This window comes from Rhabdobacter roseus, assembly GCF_014202275.1.
GTDB classification, from domain to species: Bacteria; Bacteroidota; Bacteroidia; order Cytophagales; family Spirosomataceae; genus Rhabdobacter; species Rhabdobacter roseus.
The window spans coordinates 392876-417589 of sequence record NZ_JACHGF010000001.1; the positions used below are offsets into that span (position 1 = coordinate 392876).

At 54.1% G+C, this 24714-nt stretch carries 25 protein-coding genes; 9 read left to right on the top strand and 16 right to left on the bottom strand.

The window, feature by feature from the left end; genetic code table 11:
* Positions 1-78: 78 nt before the first annotated feature.
* From HNQ92_RS01635 to HNQ92_RS01650, 4 genes are all read right to left on the bottom strand, one after another.
* Positions 79-666: a sigma-70 family RNA polymerase sigma factor gene (locus tag HNQ92_RS01635; protein WP_246439446.1), complete on the bottom strand. Its 588-nt coding sequence runs from the start codon at positions 664-666 to the stop codon at positions 79-81.
* A 251-nt stretch (positions 667-917) separates the two neighbouring features.
* Positions 918-1421 carry a hypothetical protein gene (locus tag HNQ92_RS01640; protein ID WP_184169931.1) on the bottom strand — a complete coding sequence of 168 codons (504 nt, stop codon included), beginning with the start codon at positions 1419-1421 and terminating at the stop codon, positions 918-920.
* Positions 1418-2260: a rod shape-determining protein MreC gene (gene mreC / locus HNQ92_RS01645; protein WP_184169934.1), complete on the bottom strand. Its 843-nt coding sequence runs from the start codon at positions 2258-2260 to the stop codon at positions 1418-1420. Before mreC ends, HNQ92_RS01640 begins: the two co-directional genes overlap by 4 nt.
* 82 nt (positions 2261-2342) lie before the next feature.
* Entirely contained in the window at positions 2343-3368 is a 1026-nt protein-coding gene (locus tag HNQ92_RS01650) for a rod shape-determining protein (protein ID WP_184169937.1), read from the bottom strand.
* A gap of 180 nt (positions 3369-3548) precedes the next feature.
* Here HNQ92_RS01650 and HNQ92_RS01655 point away from each other — a divergent pair, with 180 nt between their 5' ends.
* Genes HNQ92_RS01655 through HNQ92_RS01665 form a run of 3 tightly spaced genes read left to right on the top strand, consistent with a single transcriptional unit; the run spans position 3549 to position 6704 of the window.
* On the top strand, positions 3549-5048 hold the full coding sequence (locus HNQ92_RS01655) for a GH3 auxin-responsive promoter family protein (protein ID WP_184169940.1): 1500 nt from the start codon (positions 3549-3551) through the stop codon (positions 5046-5048).
* 40 nt (positions 5049-5088) lie between these two features.
* Positions 5089-6252 carry a 1-deoxy-D-xylulose-5-phosphate reductoisomerase gene (locus HNQ92_RS01660; protein WP_184169943.1) on the top strand — a complete coding sequence of 388 codons (1164 nt, stop codon included), beginning with the start codon at positions 5089-5091 and terminating at the stop codon, positions 6250-6252.
* Complete coding sequence (locus HNQ92_RS01665) at positions 6249-6704, top strand: hypothetical protein (RefSeq protein WP_184169946.1); 456 nt, start codon at positions 6249-6251, stop codon at positions 6702-6704. The genes HNQ92_RS01660 and HNQ92_RS01665 overlap by 4 nt, the downstream gene beginning before the upstream one ends.
* Position 6705: 1 nt before the next feature.
* Here HNQ92_RS01665 and HNQ92_RS01670 read toward each other — a convergent pair whose 3' ends face one another.
* From HNQ92_RS01670 to HNQ92_RS01680, 3 genes are all read right to left on the bottom strand, one after another.
* Positions 6706-8514 (bottom strand): M56 family metallopeptidase, encoded by a 1809-nt coding sequence (locus HNQ92_RS01670; RefSeq protein WP_184169949.1) that lies wholly within the window; start codon positions 8512-8514, stop codon positions 6706-6708.
* Between the two features lie 12 nt (positions 8515-8526).
* Positions 8527-8886, bottom strand: coding sequence for a BlaI/MecI/CopY family transcriptional regulator (locus tag HNQ92_RS01675; RefSeq protein ID WP_184169953.1), 360 nt, complete (start codon positions 8884-8886; stop codon positions 8527-8529).
* A gap of 383 nt (positions 8887-9269) precedes the next feature.
* Positions 9270-9935, bottom strand: a complete 666-nt coding sequence (locus HNQ92_RS01680; RefSeq protein ID WP_184169956.1) for a hypothetical protein — start codon at positions 9933-9935, stop codon at positions 9270-9272.
* 222 nt (positions 9936-10157) lie between these two features.
* Here HNQ92_RS01680 and HNQ92_RS01685 point away from each other — a divergent pair, with 222 nt between their 5' ends.
* From HNQ92_RS01685 to HNQ92_RS01700, 4 genes are all read left to right on the top strand, one after another.
* Entirely contained in the window at positions 10158-11795 is a 1638-nt protein-coding gene (locus HNQ92_RS01685; RefSeq protein ID WP_184169959.1) for a sodium:solute symporter family transporter, read from the top strand.
* Between the two features lie 165 nt (positions 11796-11960).
* Positions 11961-12278, top strand: a complete 318-nt coding sequence (locus HNQ92_RS01690; protein ID WP_184169962.1) for a hypothetical protein — start codon at positions 11961-11963, stop codon at positions 12276-12278.
* A 365-nt stretch (positions 12279-12643) separates the two neighbouring features.
* A complete protein-coding gene (locus tag HNQ92_RS01695) occupies positions 12644-13924 on the top strand; it encodes an Nramp family divalent metal transporter (protein ID WP_246439456.1) in 1281 nt (426 codons plus the stop codon).
* Positions 13925-14086: 162 nt separating this feature from the next.
* Positions 14087-14635 (top strand): REP-associated tyrosine transposase, encoded by a 549-nt coding sequence (locus HNQ92_RS01700; RefSeq protein WP_184171751.1) that lies wholly within the window; start codon positions 14087-14089, stop codon positions 14633-14635.
* 76 nt (positions 14636-14711) lie between these two features.
* On the opposite strand, the gene HNQ92_RS01705 is transcribed toward HNQ92_RS01700, so the two are convergent.
* The 5 genes from HNQ92_RS01705 to HNQ92_RS01720 all read right to left on the bottom strand — a co-directional run bounded on the left by HNQ92_RS01705 (position 14712) and on the right by HNQ92_RS01720 (position 18309).
* Entirely contained in the window at positions 14712-14909 is a 198-nt protein-coding gene (locus tag HNQ92_RS01705) for a hypothetical protein (protein ID WP_184169965.1), read from the bottom strand.
* Positions 14910-14920: 11 nt separating this feature from the next.
* Positions 14921-15205: a DUF6932 family protein gene (locus HNQ92_RS29135; RefSeq protein WP_425504276.1), complete on the bottom strand. Its 285-nt coding sequence runs from the start codon at positions 15203-15205 to the stop codon at positions 14921-14923.
* Positions 15206-15216: 11 nt separating this feature from the next.
* Entirely contained in the window at positions 15217-16341 is a 1125-nt protein-coding gene (locus HNQ92_RS01710; RefSeq protein ID WP_184169968.1) for a DmpA family aminopeptidase, read from the bottom strand.
* Between the two features lie 81 nt (positions 16342-16422).
* Complete coding sequence (locus tag HNQ92_RS01715) at positions 16423-17250, bottom strand: Fpg/Nei family DNA glycosylase (RefSeq protein WP_184169971.1); 828 nt, start codon at positions 17248-17250, stop codon at positions 16423-16425.
* Positions 17251-17334: 84 nt separating this feature from the next.
* Positions 17335-18309 carry a hypothetical protein gene (locus tag HNQ92_RS01720; RefSeq protein ID WP_184169974.1) on the bottom strand — a complete coding sequence of 325 codons (975 nt, stop codon included), beginning with the start codon at positions 18307-18309 and terminating at the stop codon, positions 17335-17337.
* Between the two features lie 274 nt (positions 18310-18583).
* On the opposite strand from HNQ92_RS01720, the gene lysS reads away from it, so the two are divergent.
* Complete coding sequence (gene lysS, locus HNQ92_RS01725) at positions 18584-20299, top strand: lysine--tRNA ligase (protein ID WP_184169977.1); 1716 nt, start codon at positions 18584-18586, stop codon at positions 20297-20299.
* 81 nt (positions 20300-20380) lie between these two features.
* Here the strand turns inward: lysS and HNQ92_RS01730 are convergent, their stop codons facing one another.
* On the bottom strand, positions 20381-20575 hold the full coding sequence (locus HNQ92_RS01730; RefSeq protein ID WP_184169980.1) for a cold-shock protein: 195 nt from the start codon (positions 20573-20575) through the stop codon (positions 20381-20383).
* Between the two features lie 375 nt (positions 20576-20950).
* On the opposite strand from HNQ92_RS01730, the gene HNQ92_RS01735 reads away from it, so the two are divergent.
* A complete protein-coding gene (locus HNQ92_RS01735; RefSeq protein ID WP_184169983.1) occupies positions 20951-21172 on the top strand; it encodes a PspC domain-containing protein in 222 nt (73 codons plus the stop codon).
* Here HNQ92_RS01735 and HNQ92_RS01740 read toward each other — a convergent pair.
* From HNQ92_RS01740 to HNQ92_RS01750, 3 genes are all read right to left on the bottom strand, one after another.
* A complete protein-coding gene (locus HNQ92_RS01740) occupies positions 21167-22189 on the bottom strand; it encodes a glycosyltransferase family 2 protein (protein WP_184169985.1) in 1023 nt (340 codons plus the stop codon). The two genes, HNQ92_RS01735 and HNQ92_RS01740, sit on opposite strands and share 6 nt — an antisense overlap.
* Before the next feature lie 71 nt (positions 22190-22260).
* A complete protein-coding gene (locus tag HNQ92_RS01745; RefSeq protein ID WP_184169988.1) occupies positions 22261-22608 on the bottom strand; it encodes a YbaB/EbfC family nucleoid-associated protein in 348 nt (115 codons plus the stop codon).
* A gap of 80 nt (positions 22609-22688) precedes the next feature.
* Entirely contained in the window at positions 22689-24641 is a 1953-nt protein-coding gene (locus HNQ92_RS01750; protein WP_184169991.1) for a T9SS type B sorting domain-containing protein, read from the bottom strand.
* Positions 24642-24714 lie beyond the last annotated feature (73 nt).

Sequence of the window (24714 nt, forward strand, 5' to 3'; positions counted from 1 at the left end):
GTGATTCGTTGTCGTAAAACTTATGTGGGGTCTGTATGTACCCTATAACCGATATGGTTGCAAAAAAAGTTTCACGACTTACGCGTCGTATCCCATCGAACCTGCATAATTCTTTAGTTTGTCCTTCAAAAGGTTACGGGCCCGGTGCAGGCGCGACCGCACTGTACCAATGGGAATGTCCAGAATTTTGGCCATTTCTTCGTAGGTAAAGCCTTCAATATCACACAGGATAATCACCGTGCGAAAATCAACGGGCAGGGAGTTGAGGGCATTGGCTACTTCGTCTCCAATGAGGTCCTGTACGGCATCTGCGCGCAAATCCACCGTGTAAGAAGCGTCCGCGGCCTCTTCCGAATTGTAGGTCGTTTCTACCTCTTGGTAGTCTACTTTGGAAGGTTGCTTGCTTTTTTTCCGGTAGTCGTTGATGAAGCTATTCTTCAGGATTCGGAAGAGCCAGGCTTTGGCGTTGGTACCCTGCTCGAAGGAAGAAATAAAACGAAATGACTTCAGGTACGTATCTTGCACCAGGTCATTTGCGTCGTCTTCGTCCATCGTGAGGCGAAACGCAAAGTTGTACATCGAGTCGATATGCGGCATGAACTCACGGTTGAAGATCTCATAACGCTGATCATCCGTGTATCCTTCTTTTATGGGTGCTTCTGACATGACAAGTGACATAAGAAAGCTGAATTTACAAATATTAACCACAGCACCAAAAGCCGCCAACGAGTATTTGATGAACGGTATCTGGATTAAATCAGTAGTAATTCTGCATGGTAATCAATTTGTAAATTATGTATTTAACTACAAACCATTCGTTTTCGGAATGGTTTAAAAAACCGATCCACGACTTTTAGCCAGTTTATGCAAATTTCGCGCCAGCGATAAAATAAGCAGCCATAATGTCAGGTGACAGCCTATTTGCTGGAAAACAGTTGAAGCAACAGAATGAGCAAGGTCGTGAAGAGCGTACTGGCAGCAATGCGAAGCAATGTATACAAAATCATCCCCAAGTGGCTCATTTCGACGAAAAAGAGCATGGCATGATGGACAAACACCAGCGGAATCAGAAAGCTGAGAAAAGCACCCAGGCCCATTTGGTGAAGGCCTATTTCTACCCGGTCGGGGTTTTTGGCTTCCAGTTGAATCCGGACCAGAAAAGGACGCAGGTAAGCTACCAGGGTGCTGGCTGCGGCGTGCATCCCCAGGGTGTTGTAAAATACATCTACGATCAGCCCCGTCAGGAAGCCGAGCACGAGCAGTAGTGTACGGTTTGTTTCGGCGGGAAGTAGCAGGATGCACGCCACGTAGACAAAGCAAAAGGAATAGTCAAACAGCACGACATTGCGCAGAATCAGAATCTGCAAGACCAGGTAGAGCAAAAACCAGAGCGAGTACTGTAAGATTTCCCGTAGGCTCATCGGCGTTCTGTTTCGAGGCGTTTTTGAAGTTCTTCCAGCTGGGGGCGCAGCTGGTTTTTGACCACGTACACGTACGACATGTTCCGGAAGTCGGTGGACAGCCGGAGCGAAATATCATAGAACGTCTGATCCGGCCGTACCGTCAGGTTTTCGACAGTACCTACCATGATGCCCGGCGGAAATACCGCGTTGAGGTTAGAAGTAACGGCAGAATCACCCTTCTCGACGGTTTTGTATCTTGATACATCGATTAAATCAATAAAGTCCGGACTTTTGCCCGGCCACTTGGCGGTTCCGATTTCGTCGCTGCGTACCAGGCGCGTCGACACCATGAACTGCGCGTGCAGGATGGACGTAATGACGGAAAAGTGCTCGGAGCAAAAGCGTACCTTGCCCACCACCCCCGTGGCTGATATAACCCCCATGCCGGGCTGGACGCCGTCCAGGGTCCCTTTGTCGATGGTGATGTAGTTGTTGGCGCGGTTGGTTTCGTTGTTGATCACCTTGGCTACTACGTACGTGAAGCGCGCGCTAAACAGCGAATCGGGCTGGTAATTGGGGGGCGCGTCGACGGCTCTTTGTTGCTGTAGCTGGGTAACGAGGGTATTCAGGCGTACGTTTTCGGCGGCCAAGTCGGCATTCACTTCGCGCAGGGTGGCGTACTCGCGCACGGTGTTGGAAAGCGTGAGGGCCTTGGCCACGTAGTAGTTGGACGTATTGAAGTAGGTAGCGCTCCAGTACGAATTACTCTGGACGATCAGCCAAAAGCTGAGCGTTTCCAGTAGGACGAATAAAATAAAGTTTCGATTCCGCGAAAGGAATTCAACGAGTTGAAACATGGGGTCGAGGCGCTCACCAAAGGCAGCCTTCCGCCCGAAAGTAGTTTACCCTCAGGGCGGAAGACCGGAAACTTTTTTGGTACTACGTGATCAGGACAGGCTTGTAGTGCTCCAGATTTTTCAAAACTTCACCCGTACCGAGTACCACCGCTTTCAACGGTTGCTCGGCGATGTGAATGGGAAGCTTCGTTTTGGCAGCAATGCGCTTGTCCAGGCCGTGAATCATCGCACCACCGCCGGTCAGGTAGATTCCGTTTTTGTAAATATCCGCCGAGAGCTCCGGGGGAGAAATCTCCAGCGCTTTCATGACGGCCTCTTCAATCTTGGAAATGGACTTATCCAGCGAGTAGGCGATCTCGCTGTACGTCACTTTAATTTCTTTTGGAATCCCCGTCATCAAATCCCGGCCCCGGATCTCGTAGTCGTCGGGCGGGGTATCCAGTTCGGGCAGGGCGGAACCGATGGCCATTTTGATTTTCTCAGCCGAGCGCTCCCCAATCAGCAGGTTGTGCTCGCGGCGCATGTAGTCTACGATGTCCCGCGTGAAGACGTCCCCCGCAATCCGGACCGACTGCTCGCACACAATACCCGACAGGGCAATGACGGCGATCTCGGTGGTACCCCCGCCGATGTCCACGATCATGACGCCGTTGGGCTGGGTGATGTCAATCCCGATCCCGATGGCCGCCGCAATGGGCTCGTGTACCATGTACACCTCTTTGGCCCCGGCGTGCTCGCAGGAATCCTTCACCGCGCGCTTTTCTACCTCGGTGATCCCTGACGGAATACACACCACCATGCGGTGGGAAGGCGTAAAAAAGCGATTACCGGATTCGATCATTTTGATCATGCCCCGGATCATCATTTCAGCGGCCGTGAAGTCGGCAATCACACCATCCTTGAGCGGACGGATCGTTTTTATATTTTCATTTGTTTTTTCGTGCATCTGCATGGCCGTGTGGCCAATCGCCAGTACCTTCCCGCTGGTCTTATCGATGGCGATAATCGAAGGCTCATCCACCACTACCACGTCCTTATGAATAATGAGGGTATTGGCAGTACCCAGATCAATCGCGATATCGCTTGTTAAAAAATCAAACAATCCCATGTTTATGTTATATGAATAATACGCTGAATTTTAGCTTTGAGGATTGCAAAATTAAAGATAATTACCCACAAACAAAGGTATTTGGCAAATTTACCTAAGTATATGGTAATCAGGGTGTAGCCGGAATGCCCCGCTTGGTGCATACTTGAATTTTATAAATACTAATTACCTTTGCTACCTATGGGAATCCGATCAATCCTGAGCCGTCCGTTGGCTCACTATATAGTCCAGCAGCAAAAAAGCTGGATAGCTCGCAGTGCGCAGGTTCAGCAGCAGTGGCGCCAAACGCTGGTCAGCAAAGCGGCCGCTACGCGTTTTGGCAAAGACCATTTCTTCCGGGACATAAGTACCTACGAGGACTTCAAGCAGGCCGTGCCGGTGCGTGACTATGAGGCGCTTAAAGGCTACGTGGAGCAGATACTTCAGGGCGAGCCGGACGTACTTTGGCCCGGTAAGCCGCTCTATTTTGCCAAGACATCCGGTACTACCTCCGGTACCAAGTACATCCCTATTACCCACGACTCCATCCCGAACCACATTAACTCAGCCCGTGACGCCTTACTTACGTACGTACACGAGACGGGAAAGTCACAGTTTCTGGACCAAAAATTAATTTTCCTGTCGGGTAGTCCGGAGCTGGACCAGAAGGCGGGGATTCACGTAGGGCGACTGTCGGGTATTGCCAACCATCACGTGCCGGGGTACTTACGGACCAACCAGCTCCCCAGCTACGAAACCAATTGCATTGAGGACTGGGAGACCAAGCTGGATCGAATCATCGACGAGACCATCGACCAGCCCATGTCGCTTATCTCGGGCATTCCGCCCTGGGTGCAGATGTACTTCGACCGCATCATGGCCCGGACCGGCAAAAATATCAAGGACGTTTTTCCGGAATTTTCGTTGTTCGTATACGGCGGGGTCAACTTTGAGCCCTACCGGGCCAAGCTCTTTGATTCCATCGGGAAGCGCATCGACTCCATCGAGACCTACCCGGCCTCGGAGGGCTTCATCGCTTACCAGGATACCCAAACCGAGGAAGGCCTGCTGCTGCTGCTCGACTCGGGTATTTTCTTTGAGTTTATCCCGGTCGAGACGTACTTCGACGCCGTGCCCAAGCGCTTGTCGATCGAGGAGGTGGAGGTAGGTAAGAACTACGCCGTGGTGATCAACAACAACGCGGGCCTGTGGGGGTACTCCCTGGGTGATACGGTAAAGTTTGTGTCTACCAACCCGTACCGGATTCTGGTCACGGGCCGCATCAAGCATTTTATCTCGGCCTTTGGGGAGCACATCATCGGCGAGGAGGTAGAAAAAGCCCTCAAGTACGCCATGGAGCGCCACCCGGAAGTGGAGGTGGTGGAGTTTACGGTAGCTCCCATGGTGACGCCGCCCGAAGGCGGGCTGCCCTACCACGAATGGCTCATCGAGTTTGCGACGCCCCCGCAGGATTCGGAAGCTTTTGCGGCGGACCTGGACCGGCGGCTGCGGGAACTGAACGTCTACTACGACGACCTCATCGCGGGCAGTATCCTGCGGCGCCTGGTACTGACGCCCCTGCGCACCAACGCCTTTATAGATTACATGCGGGCGCAGGGCAAGCTCGGCGGCCAGAACAAAGTACCCCGGCTCGCCAACGACCGCGCACTGGCCCAGGGGCTGCGCCCGCGCGGTCAGTAGAAAAGTACCCTCGGGTGGTTTTTATTCTATACCTTCATTCATGAACAAAAAACGAATAGCCCTCCTGGGCTCCACGGGCTCCATAGGTACCCAGGCGCTGGAAGTCATAGAAGCGCACCCGGAGCGCTTCGCCGTAGCGGTACTCACCGCCGAAAACAACGCCGATCTGCTGATCGAGCAGGCCGTGCGCTTCCGGCCGCAGGAGGTAGTGATTGGCAACGAAAAGCTGTACCACCAGGTGTACGCGGCGTTGCAGCCGCTGGGCATTGGCGTGTACGCGGGCGCTCCGGCGCTGGCCACGGTGGTGGAGTCGGAGGGGATTGATATGGTACTGACGGCCCTGGTGGGGTACTCGGGGTTGCTGCCTACCATGCACGCCATCCGGGCGGGCAAGCCCATTGCCCTGGCCAACAAAGAGACGCTGGTGGTAGCCGGAGAAATGATCACGGCCCTGGCGCGCGAGCACCAGGTACCTATTTACCCCGTCGACTCGGAGCACTCGGCCATTTTTCAGTGCCTGGTAGGAGAGGAGCACAATCCCATCGAGAAAATAATCCTGACGGCCTCCGGCGGGCCCTTCCGGGGCAAAACGCGCGAGTACCTGGCTACGGTCACCAAGGCGCAGGCGCTGAAGCACCCCAACTGGAGCATGGGGGCCAAGATCACCATCGACTCGGCTACGCTCATGAACAAAGGCCTGGAGGTGATCGAGGCCAAGTGGCTCTTTGACCTTCGTCCCGACCAGATCGACGTCGTGGTACACCCGCAGAGCATCATCCATTCGCTGGTGCAGTTTGAGGACGGCAGCCTCAAGGCCCAGCTGGGCCTGCCCGACATGCGCCTGCCGATCCAGTACGCGCTGGGCTACCCCGAGCGCCTGCCCGCGCGTTTCCCCCGCTTTGATTTTGCCAAGTACCCCTCCCTGACCTTCGAGGAGCCCGACCGCCAGACCTTCCGCAACCTGGAGCTGGCCTTCGAAGCCCTGGATCGGGGCGGCAATGTACCCTGCATCATCAACGCCGCCAACGAAGTAGCCGTTGCGGCTTTCCTGCGCGACGAGCTGGGCTTTCTGGAAATTGCGGAGCTCATCGAGACTTGCGCCGCCAAGGTACCTTACGTACCCAGCCCCAGCTACCACGACTACGTACTCACCGACCAGGAGACTCGTCGCCTGGCCCAGGAACTGGTGCGGGAAAAAGTATGAACGCGGCGCTTTGGTTTAAGTACCTTTCGGTGGTGCTGGCTAGCTCGCTGAAATTCCTGGGCGGGCCGCTTACGGGCCTGGCACTCGGGCTGCATTGGCTCGAAACGGGCATCTTCACCGCCTGCGGCATGTTGCTGGGTGCGGTGGCAGGTACTTTCCTGGGCAATGGCATTCAGCAGCTACTCCGGCGCTTTCGGCAGCGGCCCTCGCGGCGTTTTTCCAAGGCCAGCCGCGCGGCGGTGCGGATTTTCCGGCGCTTCGGCATGGTAGGCATCGCGTTCATCACGCCCTGGGTGTTCATGCCCATCGGCGGCGGACTGGTGGCGGTGGCGTTTCGGATACCTCGCCTGCAGATTTTCCTCTGGATGGCCGTCAGCGCCCTTTTCTGGGGGCTGCTTATTTCGTACCTCTTCTTCCGGCTCACCTTCGTGCAGGAGTACTTTGCGGGCTAGCCTACTTTTCGTTTTTAAGCTGGGAGAAAGAACGTACCTTGAATTTCTTGGCTGTCGAAGCAGTGTGCTGTTCATCTACCAGCACCTGAATGTCTCGGGTAGCGCGGTTGATTTTTACGTAAAAAGTATCATCCCAACGCACAGGCCCTGTTTTCGAAAAATACAGGTACTTTCGGTGGTCGTCGAGCTGGATGGCTTTCCGCACCAAAGTACCCTTTTGAAGATCTTCTACAACTACCTCGCACGAAACAAGAAGGCTGTCGCCCTGCTTCTGTACCTTCTGAAGATCCAGCCGAAAGCCTTCCTTCTCTAAAAAAGCATTGGCACGGGGCACTATCGTTTCCCTGATTTGATCGGGATTGGCCCGGTACTGAAAATAGTCTTGGGAAATCGCTAAGACAGAAGGAGTGTTTAGTTTAAAGGGTACCTGCATCTCGTCGAGCTTCCGGCTGCTGCTCACTACTTCCAGTTCGCTATCGCCCTGCTCAAAATAAACGCCGTGTTTCTGACGGCTTACGGCAAACATATCGAAGTTGATAAAGGCTCCCTTAGCTCCCAACGCCCGCGCTTCGTTCATAGGAATAACCTCCGGCGGAGTGGTTTTCTTGATTCGGTGATCCCGGATCGAAAGCCCGATCTGGGAGGTACTTCCGTCGGCATTATAGGCCAGGTCGGACACCACAATCTCCACCCCCGTATGCTTGATCTTGCGGTTTACTTCTTCAATGGACGCCAGCGTTAGGGAGTTGGGATTGACGTTGTAGTTGGCTCCAGCGGGCAGGATCGTCAGGTTATTTAGCTCCAGATTTTTTGCCGTAAACGACCAAATACCCCGCCAGTTAGTATTGGTATTATATACTTTCAAAGGGTAAGCAGGTACTTTGGGGGCTTCAACGGCCACATCGGGCTGCGGCGCTGCCGCCTGATACTCTACCTTGACCCGCTGCTGCGCAAAGGCCAGGACGCCACCCGCTACCAGCGGAAGCGCCAGGAAATACAGTAGTTTTTTCATGATTGGTGATGGTTTTTTGAAAAGGTGGTAAATGCGGTTAGTAAGTGGTTTTTGGCTGAAGGCATGGACGGAAAAGGGCGTTTTGTCCAGCGCCAGATTGAGAAGTAAATGGGCGTACTGCTGGCGATCGTACTGCTGAATCATGAGGGCGTCTACTTCGTATTCGTGCAGGTCGCGGAGCGATTTCTGGTAGAGCCAAACCACCGGATTGAACCAAAAAACAACCTTGATGACCTCAAGCACCAGCAAGTCTAGGGAGTGTCGCCGTTTGGCGTGATACTGCTCGTGCTGAAGTACCCACTGGCGTTCGGTGCCGGAGAGGCTTTTATCCAGAAAAATAAAATGAAAGAAAGAGGAATTGGCCAGCCGCCCCGCCGTAGGCACCAGCCAGTAAGTACCGGCTTTCTGCGCCTGGCGGGAAGAATAGGCAACTTTCCACAAGCTAAAAAGTAAACGGAGCGCCATTCCAAGTACCCCCAAGAGGTACATAAGCGATAAGATTTCTAGCCAGGATAAAGCCTCAGGTACCTTTTCTGAGGTACTTGAAGGTACCTTTAAAGCGGTTTCGGCTGGGCTCAAAGTACCTATGGACGAGACCTCAGGTAGGGGAGCGGACTTAGGGGGTAGCACTACCGTTTGGGTACTTTCAAAGGTCGTAAGCGGAATGAACAGCCCAAGGCCCAGCGCCGCCAGCAGGTAGTAACGGTTCCAGGTGTGGAAGGTAAGTGGACGAAGTAGCAGGTAGTACAGCCCGTAGAAGCCCACGAGGCAGGCCGAAGCCTTGAGTAAATAATCCATACCGACGGACGGTTATTGGTTGTTGATGAAATGACGGAGTTTCTCAATCTCCTCGGGAGTGAGCGTATCCTCTTTGACCATAAAAGAGAGTAGGTTCTCGACCGAGTTTTCGAAGTAGGTAGAGAATACTTTCTGAAAGCTCTGCTTGCCGTAGTCTTCTTTGCTTACCAGCGGAAAGTACTCATGCGTTTTGCCGTAGGCTTTGTGGCCCACGTACCCCTTCGTTTCCAGCAGCCTCACTACCGACGAAATGGTATTGTAGGGCGGCTTGGGCTCGTCCGGTAGTTGCTCGATAATGTCTTTGACAAAGCAGTGGCCCAGCTCCCAGACTACCTGCATGATGCGCTCTTCGGTTTTGGTTAATTCTTCCATGGACCAAAGGTAAAACGGATTTTTCAGTTTAACAACTATTTTATAAGTTATATTACTGAAAAATCCGTTTTTGTGTGAAGAGCGAAAGAGGTAATCGAAAAGACAGCTTGTTCTTTGGGGTAGTTTTGTGCGGTTTGTTATGGGAACTTGCTACTATTAATTAAGGCTAGCCATGCGCTTCTTGGCCGCGTAGCGGTCGAATGTTTGTAGTTAAAAAGTACCTAAGGTGACTCGCGTGCCTTTAGGTACGCAACAAGTGGTGATGGTTGCGTACCTAAAGGCACGAGGCAGGATGCGGCTGCTCCTTTAGGCTACAAACATTGCGTGCCTATGGCACTTATTTGACTCATGATCAATTAGCTAATCCCATAGTTTGCGTTAAATTAAAAATAGTAGCTAAGGTAAAAGGCAGATAAGGTATTAAAGTCTAATGTGAAGCCCCACGAATGGGTGCTGGTAACCGCCTGGCGGGGATTGGCCGATCCGGCTTCTAGTTTTAATCCCCCAAGATGTAAATTGACCGTCGATTCAAGAGAAAGACTAATGCGATTAGTAAGGAAATATTTTCCCCCCGTAAACAAGCCTACTCCCGCCCGCCAGTACACGTCTTTTTCGTAAGTATAGTTGGGTGCCGAGCCGGAAGTACCTAAGCCAATTGTGGCGTCTCGATACTGGTACCGCCCGGCCAGATCGGCTCCGTAGTAGTGTACAAACTTCCCGTAGCGGCGTTGCCATTCGTGGCCCAGATCAAGGGACAAGATGAGTAAGTGGGGTTGATTAGCACCGGGTAAAGGGGGGTTGATGTTGGTTCCGAGTCCAAACAAAGGGCGAATGCGCAAGGCCCGGTTTTCGCTCAGCTTTCGGCGGGCTATAAAGCTGTACGTGGAAAATTGAATATCTCCATACCGATCTCGATCAAAAAAGCGGAGCAAATCTACCCCTACCTCCCATTTGGGCGGGGGACTCTCCACTTCCTGCGCCCGGAGCTCTCCACCAAGCCCACAGAGGACAAGTACGATTAGTAAAAAGGGGGTCGTTGTGTTTTTCATGCGTTTCTGGTTGGGTGAATAAAAGGGTACTTGATATGACAAAAGTCAACGTGAAGTTACAAAGGGCCTCCCAAATCTGTATTGACAATTGTCAATACGGCGCAAAAAAAGCTGACTTTTTTTGGCAATAGGTAAAAGTACCCCGCTGCGGCCTTTGCTATCCTACGCGGGTACTTTGAGGTAAAGTACCCGGCGCATCAACCTTCTTCTCTACTATACGGTATGCATGTTCTTCATTGGGCCGACTACGCGGTCTTTTTGCTGTACTTTCTGGGTGTGAGTGGCTACGGCTACTGGATCTACCACCGCAAGAAATCCGCCCAGGCCGACACCAAAGATTTTTTTCTGGCCGAAGGTGCCCTCACCTGGTGGGCCATCGGAGCCTCGCTGATCGCCTCCAACATCTCGGCCGAGCAGTTCATCGGCATGTCGGGCTCGGGCTTTGCGCTGGGGCTGGCCATTTCGTCTTACGAGTGGATGTCGGCGGCGGCGCTCATTATCGTGGCGGTGTTTTTCATTCCGGTGTACCTCCGCAACAAGATCTACACCATGCCGCAGTTTCTCAGCCAGCGCTACAACGACACCGTCAGCACCATCATGGCGGTGTTCTGGCTGCTGCTGTACGTCTTCGTGAACCTCACGTCCATCCTGTACCTGGGGGCGCTGGCCGTCGAGACCATCTCGGGTATTCCGTTTCTGTACAGCATGGTGGGCATGGCGCTGTTCGCGATTTTCATTACACTAGGCGGCATGAAGGTCATCGGCTACACCGACGTGGTGCAGGTGGTGGTGCTAGTGCTGGGCGGACTGGTGGTAACCTACCTGTCGCTGAACCTGGTATCGACGGAGTTTGGCGGGCAAAGTACCTGGGACGGCCTGGGGCTGCTGCACCAGCAGGCCGACTCGCACTTTCACATGATCTTCACCGAAAAAGACAAGTACTACTACGAGCTGCCGGGCCTCTCGATCCTGATCGGGGGCATGTGGATCAACAACCTCAACTACTGGGGCTGCAACCAGTACATTGTGCAGCGGGCGCTCGGGGCCGACCTCAAAACTGCCCGCAACGGCATTCTGTTCGCGGCCTTTCTGAAGCTGCTCATGCCGCTGATCTGCGTGGTGCCGGGCATTGCTACCTACGTGTTGTACCAGCACGGGTACTTTCAGCAGGAAATGCTCGACGCCGCCGGGAACGTCAAGCCCGACCACGCCTACCCCACCCTCATGAACCTGCTCCCGATGGGCTTCAAGGGGCTCGCCTTCGCGGCCCTGACGGCGGCCATCGTGGCCTCGCTGGCTGGCAAGGCCAACAGCATCTCCACGATCTTCAGCCTGGATATTTACCGCAAATTTTTTGACAAAAATGCCTCCGAGCGCAAAACCGTGCGCGTAGGGCGGCTGGCCGTGTGGGTGGCCTTTGCGATAGCGCTGGCCATTACGCCGCAGCTACGCCGCCTGGAGCAGGCCTACCAGTTTGTGCAGGAGTACTCCAACTACATCACGCCCGGTGCCTTTGCGCTCTTTGCGCTGGGGCTTTTCTGGCGGCGAACTACCTCCCGGGCGGCCATGTGGGCGGCCTTCCTGACGCTCCCGCTCTCGATTTTATTTAAATTCATGCCGGAGGTACTTGACGCGCTGCTGAACGTGCAGATCGCGCCCATTCCGTTCCTGAACCGCACCATGTGGGTGTTCGGGATCTTGCTGGTGCTGATGGTGGTTATTTCCCTCACCGACTCCCACCGGGGCGAGGACAAAGCGCCCATCGTGGAGCCCGGTATGTTTCGGGTGGGGCCTGCGTTTGTCATTCTTTCCATCCTGATTTTGGGGATATTAACGGCTCTGTATACGGCCTTTTGGTAAAAAACAGGGGACTGTGCGGGCACGGTTTTGTTAGGTTGTAAGCCAGGTACCTTTCCAGTTTATGTGTAAGGTAGATACTAAGGCCGGGTACTTCCGGCGTTAGTTAGGGTAGACAATAGGAAGAAAAGTACCTCGGAATGTCTTAGCAATATAACCCCATAAGCCATGAAAAAGACCAGAATGATCTCTATTTGGGTTGGCCTTGTGCTGATCGCCCTGAGTGTGTCGAGCTGTGTGTACCGGACGGGTCCGCCTCGGCGCTATGATTATGGATATGGCTACGGCCATCCCGGCTACCGCGTACCGCCCCGGCCACCCCGCACGGTGATCGTCCGGCCTTCGCCCCCGCCACGTGCCGTATACCGGAATGCTCCCCGCGGGCGCCGCACCTACGAAAGACGGGATACCCGCCGGAGCAACCGGACCTACCAGCGCAACAACAGCCGTAACAGCCGTTACGGGCGTTCGTACGGACCAAGGTAGTCAGAAGTAGAAGCAGTTTTTGAATAAATACCAACGGATAGTAGGAACATCGCAGACCGTGGTTTTTGGCAGGAAAGAAGAAAAGCAAAGTACTTGCTCATTCTTCTCCGACTTCCAGAAGCATCGTGAGGGCGACGTTTCTACTATCCGTTTTTTTTGAAAGCAACGGCCGCCCCGCCGCTTCCCAAGCGGCTGCTCTCCCACGGCGTTAGTTCTTCAAATTTTGGTTTCAAACGTGGCAAAAACAGTAATAACGGGCCAGGGGGTACTTTGTACTTGAAAGTACCCTAACCCTTGTTTAACGTTCCCTGCCTTTCGTGACTGCCACTGAACCCCTCGATCCCCCCCAAACCTTTTTCGGGCGCTTGCGCTACTTAGGCCCCGGCTTTATTATGTCGGCGGCCATTGTGGGTTCCGGCGAGCTCATTGCTACCACTACCCTGGGGGCCAAGGCCGGGTTTGTGACGTTTTGGGTCATTTTGGTAAGCTGCCTGGTGAAAGTGACGCTGCAGCTGGAATTTGGTAAAAACGCCATCTATACGGGTACTTTCACGATGCATAACTTCAACCGCCTCCCCGGCTGGCGGCTCGGCCGAGCGCACTGGAGCATCTGGTTGTGGCTGTCGTTGCAGGGCCTGAAGCTACTCCAGGTAGGCGGGATTATTGGCGGAGTGGCCATCGTGCTCCACATGGTGATGCCCGGCGTGTCGGTCAACTTCTGGGCGCTGGCGGCGGCCCTGCTCACGTCGCTGCTGGTGTACCGGGGCTACTACGGACTGGTCGAGAAAGGCTCTCTGTTCATGATCGTGCTGTTTTCGTCGGTGGTCCTTATCTCGCTTTTTTTATTACAGGGTACGGTTTACGCCATCAGCTGGGAAAATTTTAAAGAAGGGCTCAGCTTCAACCTGCCGCCCGCGGCCGTAGCCGTGGCCTTTGGGGCCTTTGGGATTACGGGCGTGGGAGGCGACGAAATCATGTACTACAACTACTGGTGCATCGAAAAGGGCTACGCGGCCTACACCGGCCCCCGCGATGACAGCGAGGCCTGGGCGCGGCGAGCCAAGGGTTGGATCGAGGTGATGTACCTGGATGCGCTGCTGTCGATGGTCGTCTATACCGTCGTGACGGCGGCTTTTTACCTGCTGGGAGCCGCCGTACTGCACCGTGGTGGCGAGGTACCTGAGGGCTACCGGATGATCGAGGTACTTTCCCGCATTTTTACCGAAACGCTGGGGCCAGGCGCGAAGGCTTTGTTTTTGGTCGGGGCTTTTACGGCTCTATATTCCACGCTTTTTACGGCGACGGCCAGCTGGGCGCGGGTGTGGGGCGATGCCTTCGGGGAGTTGGGCTGGATCAAGTTTGGTACTTTGGAGGAGCGTCGCCGGGCCATCGCCGTTTTCTCGTGGGTATTTCCGCTGGCGTGGTGCGTATTTTTTCTGTTCTTTCAAGCGCCGGTCATGATGGTGATTCTGGGCGGAATCGCCACTTCCGTGCTACTGCTGCTGATCGTGTGGGTGGCGTACATGTACCGCTACCACGAGCTACCCGCCGCACTGGCTCCCAGCCGCATGTATGATGTTTTCTTCTGGATCAGCGTGGTTTCTATCCTGATTGTGAGCGGCTACGGGGTGTGGCAAGTGGTGTAGTTTTTTTTGGGGTTATGGCGTTACAAACGCTAAAGGATTCAACCGCCGATTGCAAATCGGGGTTAGCTCGGGTTAGCTCGGGTTAGCTCGCCCCGATTTGTAATCGGGGCGCTTTCCTCTAGCGTTTGTAACGCGAACATGTATTCTATAAAAATATTCATCATGGCCTCCAGTCAGTATTTTATTCGTAATCAGGGAGGGGCGTACTTCCTTACCATGACCGTTGTGGACTGGGTAGATGTATTTACTCGACCTTCCTACCGGCTGTTGATGGTAGATTCGCTACGATATTGTCAGCAAGAAAAAGGATTGCGGTTGTTTGCCTGGTGTCTTATGTCTAATCATCTGCATTTATTGGCCGCAGCGGCCGATAGCTATAATCTATCGGATATTCTCCGAGACATGAAAAAATTTACCTCCAAGCGCTTAGTAAAAGCCATCCAGGAAGAACCGGAAAGCCGCCGTAACTGGATGCTTCAACGCTTTGCCTACGCTGGAAAGTACCGCACCAATGTAAAAGAATATAAGTTTTGGCAGGACGGGAACCACGCCAAAGAATGTACTTCGCAGGCGTTTTTGCTGGAGAAATTGCACTACATTCACCAGAATCCAGTGAGAAATTTGCTCGTAGAAGAGGCTGAGCAGTACCTATTCAGCTCGGCCCGGAACTATGCGGAGCTGAAGGGGCTTTTGGAGGTAGAAATGTTGTGATTGGTTATGGCGTTACAAACGCTGGGTGATTCAACCGCCGATTACAAATCGGGGTTAGCTTGTTAAAAAGAGCTTATTATGCAGCTATTTCAATGGGTACCCGCACCAGGGCCAGAAGCGTAGCTAGTTCTTTTAGAAGCTCCTGCCGGATGGTTTCGTATTGAATTTGCATGGACGAATCTTTACTTTGATCACGGTGAAAGGCAATCATTTTGTTGAGCTCTTCGATACTTTCCAGAATGTCAGCAGCACGGGCTGCGCGTTCAGAAATCATATGATCCATGGTTACGAAAAATTAATTTCAACAAATCCTTTAGCAAACTTCTTACCGGCACGATTAGCCTTGGTTTTACTAAACCAATTATACCAGTAGGCCATATCCATCTCCGTTTGCCACCTTCTTTCGTGTTGTTCGGGGTAGGCTCTAATAGTATAGGCATCTACCCCGTAAAGATTACGGGCATGTTCTAAACGAAACTGCTGATCGATAACTTCCTGATATATGTGGTACGTATCAGCGTCTATAAAGGTAACGAAATCTATGTCCTTTGGGTTAGTACAGTTGCTGATGAAACAACCAACTACTTCCCTCGCCCGTACTTTTTCATGAGCTCAAGTACCTTTTGTTTAGGGAGTTCTTCCACCTTGTGGCCCTGGGTACCTTCGAGGGTGGTCGCCATGAAGAGCGAATTCACGACGGCCTCTTCGGTAGCTTCGATGGCCGCCAGAAACAGCGGCGAAACGTTGTCGTTGCGCAGGAGTTTTAGTTCGTCGAAAGGTACCTGGCTATTGTGCGGAATGCGGTAGGCGGTCGAGAAGGCAATGACGTAGTCGCCGCTGCCGTTGGAGGCGATGCCCCCCGTGCGGGCCAGGCCCATGAAGGCTCGTTTGGCGAGGCGTTTGAGGTTGCGGGCGTCGAGCGGGGCGTCGGTACTGACCACGATCATGCACGAACCGTCCGACGATTTATCCAGACTTTCCTTAAACGAATATTTTCCCAGTGCTTCGCCCACCGGCACCCCGTTGACCTCAAGTACCCCGCCGAAGTTGGTTTGTACCAGTACGCCCACGGTGTAGCCGCCCAGCGCCTGGGGTAGTTGGCGGGAAGCCGTACCGATGCCGCCCTTCCAGCCAAAGCAGACCGTACCCGTACCGGCACCCACGTTGCCCTCCGCCACGGGGCCGGTTTTGGCTTGTTGCAACGCCTGGAGTACGTGCTCTTTTCGGACGTGGCGGCCCCGGATGTCGTTGAGGTAGCCGTCGTTGGTTTCGCCCACAACGGGGTTGACGGAGCGGACGTTTTCGTTGCCCGGCTGGGCGAGCGTCCAGTCAATGAGCGCGTCGGCGGCGGTGGGTACGCTCAGGGTGTTGGTAAGCACAAGGGGCGTCTCTAAAGTACCCAGTTCTTCTACCTGCGTGGAGCCCGCCAACTTCCCGAAGCCATTGCCGACGTAGATCGCCGCCGGTACTTTTTGTTGAAATACGTTGCCGTCGTGGGGTAGCAGGGCCGTCACGCCCGTGCGGATGTCAGCCCCCTCGTGCAGCGTGACTTGGCCCACTTTTACCCCCGCTACGTCGGTGATGGCATTGTGGGTACCCGTAGGAAGTACCCCTATTTTGATACCGAGCGTGCGGGGCCGCTGCTGCGCAGAGGAAGTGGAGAGCATGAAGCTGGTACTTAGGACAATTAGGAGAAATTTTTTCATGCAGAAAAGGGGCTAGAAACAACTTCCTAATCTACACAGAGATTCGCAGTTTTTGGCCAAAGTACCCCTAAAACTATGCGTTCAATCGTTGGGGCCCAACCGTTGGCAGTTGGGGCAAAAGTAGGTAGCACGCCCACCCACCCGGATGTTATTGATTAAAGTACCGCAGCGCGGGCAGTTCAGGTGCTGCTGGGTGTCTTCGTAGGGGGAGGTATCCCAGGCGCGGGCGTGAATGAGGTACGAGGCCGGGAAGTCGGCGTAGCGGGCTTCTTTGGCAATGGCCGTGAGAAGTACCTCCTGAATAGCCACTTGCAGGGCTTCTATCTCGGCGGTAGTAAGCTGGTGGGCGGGCTTGAGCGGGTGAATCCGGGCGTGAAAAAGCAGCTCGTCGGCGATCCAGTTGCCTACCCCGGCGGCTACCTGCTGGTCGAGCAGGGCCGACTTGATGGGCGTTTTGCGGCTGGCGAGTACAATCTCCAGGTCGGCGGCGGTGAGCTCCAGGGCGTCCTTGCCGATCTTCTTTTCCCGCAGGAAGGTCTCGATGTCGTGCACGATACCAATGCGCTCGAACTTACGCGGACAAATAAAGCCCAGATGGTACCCACCCCGGAAGCGGAACACGATGCGGGCGTGGCGGGGGCGGTCCAGCGACTGGTGGTAGTACGCCAGGTCGCCGGTCATACCGAAGTGCATCCGCACGATCACGCCGGGGCGGTCGGTGTACACAAAGAGATTTTTCCCGACCCGCCGGGTACCCGTAAAAGACGCGCCCCGCAGCGCCTCCAGCAACAGCATGGGGTCGGTGGTCAGGAGTTTGGTATCTTCTACGTCCAGGTCGTCGATGGGCTGGTGCAGCGAGGTGGCTTCCAGGTACTGGCGGTAGCCTTCCACTTCGGGTAGTTCGGGCATGGGGTAGGTCGTTTTCTAGCTAATAACCCGTTTTTGGGTACCTGGGTTTAGAAAGCCCAGGTACCTGCGCCGCCAAGTACCTGGTTAGTGAGGGCGTTTATCTTTCCAAAGTTTAAAATCGTCCCAGTACACTTGCAGCGTTTTGCCCTGGCTTTTCATGTAGTGGATCAACTCCTTGGACGTATAAAGCTTCATCGGATTGAAATCCGTAACGCCGTCGGGGGCGGGATCGTGGCTGTTGTGGGTAATTTTCCGAACGTCGAAAATTACTTTTTCCGGCTCGCCCTCGGGCGTGATGGAGAGGTAGAAGCGGCCGTTGGCGTGGTCGCCTTCTTTATAATAGTAGTCCATCGTGAACCACTGGCCAATGGGTACCTTCACGGCCGAATTGGTTTCGGCCCAGAGGGTGGTGTACTTTTGGCTACCGTCGGCAAAAAGTTCACAATCCTGCGCGTCGAGGATAAAGTATAAATCACTTTCTTGCCCCGTAGGCTTCCCGATGCCCAGCGTGATCCGGAAGCCGTAAGGTACCTGCTGGCTCCAGGTGACGTTGTTCCAAAACTCGGCGATGGTGAGCCAGTGAATGGACTTAGGGAAGGTACGGACCGTCCGGAAATCCTCGGGCAAAAAGACCCGCACCGACTGGTAAAATTCTTTCATGCCCTGGTTGCCGTACAGGTTTCCCTGAATCCGCCCTTTGGAATTGTCGACGTTGGGGCCGTCGAGCCAGAAGTGAAGTACCTTGTTGGCAGGATTGCCCGGCTCGGGAATGATGCGCGCGAAGCGCTGCGTGGTGTCGCCGCCCTGGTACTGGAGGTTAAAATTTCCGATCAGAGGATGATTGTCCAGGTCCGTGACCCAGTCGTTATGATTGGGTAAGGTACGGTCTGCGCCCACGAGGTCGTCATCGGCGTTACGTGCTACCACCCGGACGTCGCTTTCAAAACCCGACTGAAATAGTAATTCTCCGGGGGAAGAGGTACTTTTTACGGGCGTAGTAGGTTGGCAACCGCTTGCTAGCAGTACGAGCAAGATAAAAAGAAAACCGCGCGGCTTCATGGACAAGGAGTTTAGGTACTTTAATCTTAAAGACGCCGGAAAGTACCTTATAACCCGACGCCCCACCGCTTTTTGGTCTTGAAGGTACTTTGGGTAGGTACTTTGGAAGCAAAAAGTACCTCAGAAAGTACCCGCCTGAGCGCCAATGCCGACCAGGTACCGGGAGCGAGCAAGCGGCGGCGTTAAAAATTTACTAATTTTGCCCACCAATCCTCTTCTCAACGAGTTAGCCAACAAGAGGAGACCTATTTATTAAACTACATTATTGTACAAAATGCTACTGAGCGAACAGGAACTATTGCGCCGCCAAAAGCGCGAAGAATTAATGCGCCTCGGGATTGACCCCTATCCCGCCGAGGCGTTTGACGTAAACGTGACGGCGGCCGATATTCATAAAAACTACGAGAACGACAAGATTCACTACAAGAGCGTGTCCCTGGCCGGCCGCCTCATGAGCTTCCGGATCATGGGGAGCGCATCGTTTGCCGAGCTTCAGGACGGTACGGGCCGTATTCAGCTGTACTTCCGGCGCGACGACCTGTGCCCCGACGAGGACAAAACGCTCTATAATACCGTATTCAAAAAGCTACTCGACATCGGCGATATCATCGGGGCCAAAGGGTACGTATTCACGACCCAGACCGGCGAAATATCCGTGCACGTACAGGAGTTTCGGCTCCTGAACAAGTCGCTGCGGCCACTCCCGGTGGTGAAGCGCGACGAGGAAGGCAACGTGTACGACGGCTTCACCGATCCCGAGCTGCGCTACCGGATGCGCTACGTGGACCTGATCGTGAATCCCGAAAAGCGCGACATCTTCATAAAGCGCGCGCGGATCACCAGTACCATGCGCCGGATCTTCGACGACAAAGGCTGGCTGGAAGTAGAAACGCCCGTGCTGCAGCCCATTCACGGCGGCGCGGCGGCGCGGCCCTTCAAGACCCACCACAACACGCTCGACATGCCGCTGTACCTGCGCATTGCCAACGAGCTGTACCTGAAGCGGCTCATCGTGGGCGGCTTTGAGGGGGTGTACGAGTTTGGCAAGATGTTCCGGAACGAAGGCATGGACCGCACGCACAACCCGGAGTTTACGTCGCTGGAATTCTACGTAGCCTACAAAGACTACTACTGGATGATGGATTTCACCGAAGAGCTCCTGGAAAAAGTAGCCATAGCCGTGAATGGCAGCAGCAAAGCCATGGCCTGGGGTAACGAGATCGAGTTTGCGGGACCCTACCAGCGCCTGAGCATCGGCGGGGCCATCAAGAAGTACACCGACGTGGACGTAGAAGCCCTGGACCTGCCCGCTCTCCAGGCGCAGTGCCGCGCCTGGGGCATGGAGATCGACGACACCATGGGCAAAGGCAAGCTCATCGACGAGATCTTCGGGGCCAAGGTGGAAGACTACCTCATCCAGCCTACGTTCATCATCGACTACCCCGTGGAGATGTCGCCGCTGACCAAAAAGCACCGCAGCCAGCCCGGCCTGGTGGAGCGTTTTGAGCTATTTATCAACGGCAAGGAAGTAGCCAACGCCTACTCGGAGCTCAACGACCCTATAGACCAGCGCGAGCGCTTCGAGGAGCAGCTACGATTGGCCGAGCGCGGTGACGAAGAGGCCATGGCCATGGACGAAGACTTCATCCGGGCCCTGGAGTACGGCATGCCCCCTACGTCGGGCATTGGCTTTGGGATTGACCGCCTCGCGATGCTGCTCACCGACCAAACCAGCATCCAGGAGGTACTTTTCTTCCCGCAAATGCGGCCCGAGAAAAAAGTAGAAATGGCTACCGATGCCGACTATACCGCCCAGGGCGTACCGGCGGTCTGGATTCCGGCTCTGCAGAAAATGGGCCTCCTGACCATCGAACAGCTCAAAGCGGCCAACCCCAACAAGGTCTTTAACGACCTGGGCGGATTGCGCAAAAAGCTAAAAATTGACGCGCCCATGCCCCAGAAAACGGAGGTGGAAGGCTGGATCGGCTAACCCCGTTTTTCTTGAGATACCACAATAAAAAGACCGTAGCAGCGCCACGGTCTTTTTATATTTCACTGCCAAAAAGAAAATTTATATTTTTCTTACATTTACGGCATTCAATCCTTTTTTACCGTCAACGACTTCGAATTCTACGTTGTCACCTTCGCGGATGGTCAGGCCACCCAAGCCGGTTACGTGAACGAAAATCTCGCGGTTGGTGCCATCTTCAATGATGAAACCATAGCCCTTGGCTTCATTGAAAAATTTTACAGTACCTGTCTGCATGATAATAGAAATAAAAAATTAATAAAAAATGAAAAGAGTTAAGGATTGTAAACGTTAGCCCTTTGCTTAAGACAAGAAAACAAGTTGAATGAACTTTGATTGACTGGAGTTGGGCTCCGAATACAAATCAGGAAGAGGTATTCATACTCAATTCTACTAATCAAAAAGGAAAACTTTTACAAATTCTTTAAACGCAAAGAAACAAAAATTGTTTGGAAAACAAGTACTTTGCCAAAACAATTTGATTATGCGGGAGTTATAGGCCGTATAACTAGAAAGTCAGGACAAGAAACGCGCACTTAAAAGTACCCTCAAAAGAATTTGCCTTTGGCAAAAATTAGTGTTAGTTTGGTAGGCTAAAATGGAGCAAAGTGTATGAATCGAATTCGCTATTTCGTGGAGAACCAAGTTTTTGGAGTGTGCGCAAAGCTAGGCGAAAAGCTCAATATCTCGGCCAGTAGCATCAGGCTTTACTTTATTTACGCTACTTTTCTGACCTTTGGCTCGCCCATTATCCTGTACCTGGTGATGGCCTTCTGGATGGAGCTGCGCAAGCATTGGCGACGCCACAGTAGCCCTACCATTTGGGAGCTATAAAGCGCCGGACTGGGGAAGTTTCGGAAACGTTTTGCGCCCTTTCCCAAAGTACTCCCATACTACGCTTCTCGGATAAAGTGCGACGGAGCTCGGCCCGGCCTTTGGACGGGCTTTTTCTTCTTTATGGAGTGCTCCCACCAGGCCATAAAAAGCACTGTGTGCTTTAAGAATGGCAAGTACATCGGGCCAGGCTCCTGCCATCATAAATCGTACGCTGGAAAGCCCGTCGAGTACCAAACGAGCCAGCAGAGTAGCCCACCGGCGGCGGGCGGGCAGATTCTTGTAGAGCATCAGCAGGTTGTTGCGGTAGTTCAGGAAGGTTTTGCGGGGATTGGATTTATGAAGCGTGCCGCCGCCCACGTGGTACACGGTACTTTGGCCGCAGTACATGATCCGCAGCCCTGCGCGCTGCCAGCGCCAGCACAGATCTATCTCCTCCATGTGCGCAAAAAAGCGCTCGTCGAAACCACCTACTTCCTGAAAAGCGCTGGCGCGCACAAACAGGCAGGCACCCGTAGCCCAGAATACACTCCGTACGTCATTGTATTGTCCCAGATCTTGCTCGCAGGTATCGAAGATCCGACCCCGGCAGAAGGGGTACCCGAGGTAGTCCAGGTAGCCACCGGCGGCTCCCGCGTACTCGAAGTGTGTGCGCTGGTGGTAGGCAAGTACCTTGGGCTGGCAGGCGGCGATGCGGCGGTCGGCCTCCAGCAGCGCCACCACGGGCTCTACCCAGCCGGGCGTTATTTCTACGTCGGAGTTCAATAGTACGTAGTAGTCGGCCGGAATGGCCCGCAGGGCTTCGTTGTAGCCGCCCGCATAGCCCTTGTTTTGAGTAAGCCGAAGCGTAGGTACCTCGGGAAAATGGGCGTGCAGCCACGGCAGAGAATCATCGGTAGAAGCGTTGTCGGCCACCCACACGCTGTGGCCAGCCGAATGGGTAAGAACAGCAGGGAGAAATTGTTCGAGGTACTTTCTTCCGTTATAATTTAAGATAACAATGGCTACGTGTGGCATCCGCTACAAAAAATCCGGCCAGGAGACCGGAGTAAAAGGAATAAACGAGGGTACCTGCCGGGAAGGTACTTTTATTTCATCAGACCGCTCAGATCCAAGCCCGGAATGTTCGGAATCACGCCCTCGGTGGCTTTCTGGAGGTGCGCCTTGATCTTCGGCTCAATGTCGTCCAGGGCTTTATTAACGGCCGCCACGACCAGGTCCTGTAGCATTTCTTTATCCTCCGGCTTTATCAGGTCGGCGTCGATCTCCAGCGCGGTTATCTTTTTCTGTCCGTTCACCGTAGCCCGCACCATGCCCGCCCCCGACTCGGCCGATTCGGTAATGGTACTTAGCTGCTCCTGTGCTTCTTTCATGCGGGCTTGCAGATCCTTCATTTTACCCATCAGCCCCATCATATCACCCATATTTCCAAACATAGCGCTCTCAGTAAAAAGTATGATTTATAAAAAACAGCCTACGCCACGGTAGGTGGCGCGGCGTCACAAAGGTAGTGGTTTCAGCGCAAAAGCAGAAGCGAGCCGGTTTTTACGAAGGGTTTTCCGGTGTTATCCTTGATCTCTACTTTATAAACGTAGTTGCCTTCGGGAGCACGCTCCCCCCGTACCGTGCCGTCCCAGCCCTGGCTGGCGTCGGTGGAAGAAAAGATTACCTCGCCCCACTTGTTATAAATAATCATCTGGAAAGCATCGAAGAAAGTACCCTGCACCCGGAACACATCGTTGATATTGTCGCCATTGGGCGAGAAAGCATCGGGCAGGAAGAGGGCGGCTTCCCGCCGGAAATCGATGACGTTGGAGTAGCTCAGGAACGACCCGTTGCCGGACCGCACCCGCACCTGGTAGGTAAACTCCTGCTGGTCGGGATCGTCGAGGCGGGGGTCGTAGTTTTGGCTGGTGCCCACGCCGGTTTCGGCGGAGGTACCGTTGGTGTTGTATTTAATCACGAAGTAGGTACCTATGGCGTCGGTAAAAGGCCGGTCCGGGGTCCAGCGAAGGTTGGAGCCCGAGCGGCTAAGCCACACGGTACAAAGTACCTCGCTGGGGTCGGAGCGGTTGCCACAGGCGTTTTCGTACAAGATTCGGTAGCAGTACGAGCGCTCCGAAGTACGGGCGGTAGCGTCAGAGTAGCGGTTGGTATTGTCGGCTACGCCCACTTCTACGTAAGGACCGGCCAGATTTTCTGACCTTTCAAAGACCATTTTGTAGGTAGTAGTTTGGCCCTGCGCGGGCGGAAACGCAATGAGCGACACGCTGCCGTCCTGCTCCACGCTTACGATGGCCTGCGTAATGGCGTCGGGCTTTTGCGTAGAAACGGCCATGATCTCTACCGGAGCGGATAAGGACTGCACTGTAGCCGAAACGGCGATGACCTGGTAGCGGTAGGTTTCGCCGCACTGTACGTCCGTATCGGTATAAGTCAGGTTAGCAATATTCGTAAAACGCTGGATTACCACGCCGTCACGCAGGAGCTGGTACTGCGTAAAGCCGTTGGCGGGTGCGTAGCGGTTCCAGCTCAGCACGTTCTGCTCGTTTTCGGCCTGCGCCGTCAGTTGCATTACGGCTACCTCGTTGCTTTCCAGGGCGTTGCCGCAGGCGTCGGTAGTTCTGAGGCGTACCTGGTACGGGCCGCCGCTCGTGGGTAGCGAGGCCGTCATTTGCTGGTTGCCGCCCCGGTTGTTCTTCACGCCCGTAGCGGCGTAGGTACCTCCCGCGGGCTGCAGCAGTACCTCCGACTCCACGTCCTGAATGCCCAGGTACGAAAGGGTAAACGTGCCGTCGGCGCGGGCCTCTACGCGGCTGATGGCCACGGTATTGAGCTGGATGCTGCTCAGAATCACCGTACGGGCCACCCACTCACTTCCGTCGCAGGAGCCCTGCGTGTCCCAGTATACGCCCCGTACGCTCACTTGCCGCTGACCGGTACCGCTGTACGTATGTTCTCTTTCTAAAGTTTCCCCTTTATTGATAAAATCGTTGGAAGCAGCTGGATCATTCCAGTCAATTTCGAGCTGATCGTACTGCCGGGCCACGTTATTGTCGGTTACGATCACTTTTACCTTATTACCCGAGCAGGGGATGATCTGCACATTGGGTGGCGTACGGTCTACCACGATCACTTCGCGGCAAAGCGCTATACCGGTTGCTCCGCTACTACCTACCTGTAGGATACGGTAACGGCCGGGCTGTGTGTATCTAAAGGTAGTTGCCGTGGATGTACCGGGTACATTTTCACCCTTGTAGTCGAAATTATAGGCTAGGTTATTGGCCCCGGCTACGGTGTTCGTAACCGTAACATTAAAAGGAGCACAGCCCGTAACGGCCACCGTGCCACCCACGCCATTGATTGAAAAACCACCACCGCTACCGCTGCAAAAATCCTGCGCCCGGATGGTGCCAAACCCTGCCAGTGCCAGCCACAAAATACAACCAACGACTACCTTATTCAACATGTGTATGTAGGGTAAAAAATGCTTCAATGCCTCGTGATCGCTCGTGAATAACTAAACCATAACCTCTGGCCAC